The 3,060-nt window shown below is 39.9% G+C and carries 5 protein-coding genes; 2 read left to right on the top strand and 3 right to left on the bottom strand.

Annotated features, from left to right (window positions below):
* Nucleotides 1-14 precede the first annotated feature (14 nt).
* The gene (locus tag RQ763_RS11115) at nucleotides 15-941 is read right to left on the bottom strand and encodes a ribose-phosphate pyrophosphokinase (protein WP_314153039.1); all 927 of its coding nucleotides are present in this window, start codon (nucleotides 939-941) and stop codon (nucleotides 15-17) included.
* A 140-nt stretch (nucleotides 942-1,081) separates the two neighbouring features.
* On the opposite strand from RQ763_RS11115, the gene RQ763_RS11110 reads away from it, so the two are divergent.
* Complete coding sequence (locus tag RQ763_RS11110) at nucleotides 1,082-1,654, top strand: hypothetical protein (RefSeq protein WP_314153038.1); 573 nt, start codon at nucleotides 1,082-1,084, stop codon at nucleotides 1,652-1,654.
* A 5-nt stretch (nucleotides 1,655-1,659) separates the two neighbouring features.
* Here RQ763_RS11110 and tpx read toward each other — a convergent pair whose 3' ends face one another.
* Nucleotides 1,660-2,169, bottom strand: a complete 510-nt coding sequence (tpx, locus tag RQ763_RS11105; protein ID WP_314153036.1) for a thiol peroxidase — start codon at nucleotides 2,167-2,169, stop codon at nucleotides 1,660-1,662.
* An 84-nt stretch (nucleotides 2,170-2,253) separates the two neighbouring features.
* On the opposite strand from tpx, the gene RQ763_RS11100 reads away from it, so the two are divergent.
* Entirely contained in the window at nucleotides 2,254-2,547 is a 294-nt protein-coding gene (locus RQ763_RS11100; protein WP_314153035.1) for a hypothetical protein, read from the top strand.
* On the opposite strand, the gene exbD is transcribed toward RQ763_RS11100, so the two are convergent.
* Nucleotides 2,544-2,939 carry a TonB system transport protein ExbD gene (gene exbD / locus RQ763_RS11095; RefSeq protein ID WP_314153034.1) on the bottom strand — a complete coding sequence of 132 codons (396 nt, stop codon included), beginning with the start codon at nucleotides 2,937-2,939 and terminating at the stop codon, nucleotides 2,544-2,546. The two genes, RQ763_RS11100 and exbD, sit on opposite strands and share 4 nt — an antisense overlap.
* Nucleotides 2,940-3,060 lie beyond the last annotated feature (121 nt).

Genomic DNA, 3,060 nt, shown 5'->3' with positions numbered 1-3,060 from the left:
TTAAAGGGCAAGTCCTAAGCAAAAAGACTGTTTACGCTCTCGTTGTGGTAGACTCTGCGAATAACCTCTGCAAAAAGAGGCGCAACAGTTAAAACAACAATCTTGTCATGCGGTTTTGACTCCAGTGTATTGGTAACTATAAGCTCATCAAGCTCACCGTTTTCTATGTTTTCATACGCCCTTCCGCTAAGAACGGCGTGTGTAGCGCAAGCCATAACAGAAGTGGCACCTTTGTTCTTAAGTGCTGTTGCAGCTTTTATCATGGTTCCAGCAGTGTCAACCATGTCATCAATCATAATGACATCTTTGCCGCTTACATCCCCTATGATGTTCATAACTTCACTCTCGTTTGCTTTTTCACGGCGTTTGTCAACGATGACCATTTCAAGTCCCATTCTTGTAGCAAAATAGCGTGCGCGTGCGACACCGCCGATGTCAGGAGAAGCGATGATAGGGTTTTTAAGATTTTTGCTTCTGATGTAGTTCTCAAAAGTTACAGAGCCGTAAAGATTATCAACAGGGATATTGAAAAAACCTTGAATCTGCCCTGCATGCAGGTCGATTGTTACAACTCTGTCTATGCCTGCTGTTTCGTACATGTCTGCAACCAATCTTGCAGTTATCGGAACGCGCGGCGCAGCTTTGCGGTCCTGTCTTGCGTAACCGTAGTATGGAACAACGGCTGTAATACTTGAAGCAGATGAGCGGCGAAGCGCGTCTGTCATGATAAGAAGTTCCATAAGATTGTCATTTGATGGCGCGCCCGTTGATTGGACAATAAATACGTCACGACCGCGAACACTCTCGGCAATCTGGATTGAAATCTCACCGTCACTAAACTTTTTCACATCAGCTTTAGCCAATGGAACATCTAAAATCTGACAAATCTCTTTTGCAAATTCGACACTGGCAGAACCCGCAAAAATTTTATAACCGCGCATAGGATACCTTTTGGAAAATTTAAGGGGATTATACAAAAAGTGTGCTGAGGAGTTGTTAAAATGAAAAATGCTCATAGATAGAAAAGTTCGCCAATGTGATACAATATAGTTCATAAATGCACAAAGAATTTTAAAAGCAGATGAGGATGTGTATGCAAAACAGAGGGATTTTAGAGCGTTATGAAAAGGCGCAGAGCGGAGAGATTATTATTGATATCTCCACCCAAAAAGTTGAGGATTTGTACAGTAGATTTGACAAAAAATCCCACTTTTTAAAAAAAGATCTCAATCAAGATCTTGTTGATTATATAATTGAGTGTGCCGGGGAGATTGGCGATGAGAGTTTTTTGATTCGATTTAATTTTGAGTCAAAGATTGACGATGAATCAATCTCAAGGCTTCAAGACATCGTAAAGAGATTTTTTGCTTATTTGCAGGAGCATGAGCATACAAAAATGAAGGAGATGTTTCAAAAATCGGCGACACTGCTTTTTATAGGAGCTCTTCTTGCCGCACTCTCTATAGGCATGGCTCAGAGCGAATTTATAGAAAAAAGTATTGTTTTTTCGGTTCTCTCAGAGGGTCTTACAGTTGCGGCTTGGGTTTCACTGTGGGAGGCTTTGGCTATATTTTTGATTAAGTGGATGCCCTATAAAAAGAAAATTTCTCTTTATAAGCGCATCGCAAACGCTAAAATAGTATTTAGCTCTTAACTCTTCTATCTAGCCTGCTTGATTGCTTCGAGCGCAGCTTCATAGTTTGGTTCTGCAGTAACCTCAGGAACTATCTCTTTATAGACGATAGTTCCGCTTCTGTCAATCACAAAAACAGCTCTGGCACTTAGACCTTTTAGCTTATTGTCAACCATCAAAACACCGTACGCTTTGCTTACCTCTTTGTCAAGATAATCACTTGCAACTGCTAGGTTTTCAATGCCGCTGGTTGTGCAAAAACGCTCAGAAGCAAACGGTAAATCCATAGAGACAACAGTGGTTTCACAGATGTCAAGGTTGTTTACATCTTCGTTAAATCTTCTTGTCTCAGCCGCACATGTGTCGGTATCTAGGGATGGCACGGTTATAAGCAGCTGGATTCTATCTTTTGCTCCGCCTATCTCTACGTTGTTTAGATCGGTTCCTATCGCAGTTACAACAGGTGCTTTGTCCCCTGCACCGAGTGCATCTCCCTCTAAATTGACACTGCTCCCTTTAAACATTGTTGTTTGCATTGATGTTCCTTAAAATTTTTTTAACGATATTAACATAAAAATTATATAAATTTTCTTTTATAAGCTAATTTTTTACGCAGATTTATGGGAACTGTTTTTATTGGCTATAATTTCAAAAATTTACCATCAAGACAGTGCATGCAAAATCCTTTTGAAACCGGTCACATCAAAAACTATATTCTTTTTTATCTGAGCATAGTTCTCATTATGACGCTCTTTTTTATAGCGACAACTCTTTTTCATGATGCAAAGAGTGTTGAGCAGAAGATGTTTAGCACAGAGCAAAACAGCACAGAACAAGCCGATAAAAGAGAGCAGAATAGTGTGGAAGAACAGGGTGGGGCAGAGAGGTTTAAGCTTTTAGATAAAGCTTATTAATTCTCTTTTGTGACTATGTATAGTTGTTCGTGGTTGAGACGTTTTAGTATATCCATGACGCTTACAAAGTCTTGAAATCTTGACTCTTTGTCGCTTCTAAGAACGACCACTTGCTCTTTTGGGAGTTTTGAGAGCCTAAGTTCAAGTGTCTTTAAATCAACCTTCTCTTTCTCTATAAAAAGTTCGCCTTTGTCATTCACATAGACCGTAACCTCTTTTTTCAGATCCTCTTTTGAAGCTGCTTTTGCACTTGGAAGCTCGATTGGGATAATGCCTTGATTGACGAATGTTGCGGTCGTTAATACCATGACAAGAAGAACGAGCATGATGTCGATAAAAGGGATGACGTTTATCTCATCAAACCTTTTTCTAATCTTTTTACACTTTGCCATAGTTAGATGCTTGCTTTTTTATCTTGAGTGACGTCATATACCGTAAGTATCTTCTCGACTTTGCGGAGTAAAATAGTGTACGCAACAATTGCCGGCATTGCTACAACGAGCCCCATAGCCG

This window comes from Sulfurimonas sp. (assembly GCF_032250635.1).
In the GTDB taxonomy this organism is placed as follows: Bacteria; Campylobacterota; Campylobacteria; order Campylobacterales; family Sulfurimonadaceae; genus Sulfurimonas.
This window is presented reverse-complemented; position numbering and strand designations above follow the sequence as displayed.

Excerpts from the sequence above, each read along its gene's own strand:
- RQ763_RS11115 (WP_314153039.1), bottom strand. The coding sequence starts at position 941 with ATGCGCGGTTATAAAATTTTTGCGGGTTCTGCCAGTGTCGAATTTGCA.
- RQ763_RS11110 (WP_314153038.1), top strand. The coding sequence starts at position 1,082 with ATGAGGATGTGTATGCAAAACAGAGGGATTTTAGAGCGTTATGAAAAG.
- tpx (WP_314153036.1), bottom strand. The coding sequence starts at position 2,169 with ATGCAAACAACAATGTTTAAAGGGAGCAGTGTCAATTTAGAGGGAGAT.
- RQ763_RS11100 (WP_314153035.1), top strand. The coding sequence starts at position 2,254 with ATGGGAACTGTTTTTATTGGCTATAATTTCAAAAATTTACCATCAAGA.
- exbD (WP_314153034.1), bottom strand. The coding sequence starts at position 2,939 with ATGGCAAAGTGTAAAAAGATTAGAAAAAGGTTTGATGAGATAAACGTC.